1 protein-coding gene is annotated in these 1,284 nt (G+C 28.5%); it reads left to right on the forward strand.

Going from position 1 to position 1,284, the window contains the following annotated elements:
• The first annotated feature begins 40 nt into the window (after window positions 1-40).
• Window positions 41-1,228, forward strand: coding sequence for an IS701 family transposase (locus tag CLPUN_RS08535; RefSeq protein ID WP_423237287.1), 1,188 nt, complete (start codon window positions 41-43; stop codon window positions 1,226-1,228).
• The last annotated feature ends 56 nt before the right edge of the window (window positions 1,229-1,284 follow it).

Below are 1,284 nucleotides of genomic sequence, written 5' to 3' on the forward strand. Positions count from 1 at the left end.
AATGACAGCAAGGAGCTATACATAAATGTTTTAGAACACAATTATATCAAATGAATTATCAATATACAAATTTTTTAAACAATTAAATTTCGATTTTTACTTAACTACTCCACAATTAAGGCATTTAGAAAATATAATGAATGCTATGATATCAAAAGGTTATAACGGTAAAATTTCCGACATAGCGGAGCTTGCTCCTTCGAGACATCGAACTAGTATTACTCGATTTCTTTCAAATAGTAATTGGAATGAAAAACTTTTAGAAAGAGCATTAAAATCATATATCATAGATCTTATTTGGAGTAAATCAAAAGAGTCTGGACAGCCAATATACTTTATTATTGATGACACTATTTCTGAGAAGACAAAGCCCTCGTCAAAGGCTAAGAATCCAATTGAAAAGTGTTCGTTTCATAATTCTCACTTAAAAGGCAAGAATGTATATGGTCATCAAATACTAGTTTCTTTAATATCGTGTGACGGATTAGTATTACCATATTCAATTGATATCTATGATAAACAATCTATGAGTAAAATCGAATTAACTAAAAAATTAATTGAAACACTACCTAAACCTGAAAATAAAGGATATGTGTTAGCTGACAGTTGGTATAGTTGTAAGGATATTTTCAATGCTTCTGAAAAAGCTGGATATAGTTATATTGGTGCTTTAAAAACTAATAGAGTTATTTTTCCAAAAGGCCATGAAAGACTGGGAATAAAACTTCATAAGTTTGCTAAATTATTAAATATTGAAGATTTTGACCTTGTCACCGTCAAAGATAAGCAATATTATATTTATACTTATGTTGGCAACTTAAAAGATAGAAAAAATGTTTCTATTACTTTAAGTTATCCTAAAGATGCTTTTCAAAAAGAAGGAGCATTAAAAACTTTCATTTCCTTAGAGAAATCATTGGCACCATTAGATATTTTAACTCAATATACCGACCGTTGGGCGATTGAGCCGTTTTTTAGAGATTGCAAAACTTACTTAGGACTAGATGGATATCAAGTAAGAAGAGAGAGAAGTATTAATAGATATCTACTTATAATTTTAGTAAATTATACTTATTGTAAAATATACTGTAATGATTCTCATCACTTTAATACTGGATATAAAGCTGCTAAGAAAGATTTAGAAAAATCCAAAGTAATATATATTTACAATGCTGCCGCAAGCGGTACGCCGATCGAAGAAATTTTTGAGTCATTAAAAATAGCCTAAAAATCTGTTTTTTTATTCAACTGTAAAATTATTCAAGTAAAAATGCACTATTATAG

The sequence above is a fragment of the Clostridium puniceum genome (genome assembly GCF_002006345.1).
Taxonomy (GTDB): domain Bacteria; phylum Bacillota; class Clostridia; order Clostridiales; family Clostridiaceae; genus Clostridium; species Clostridium puniceum.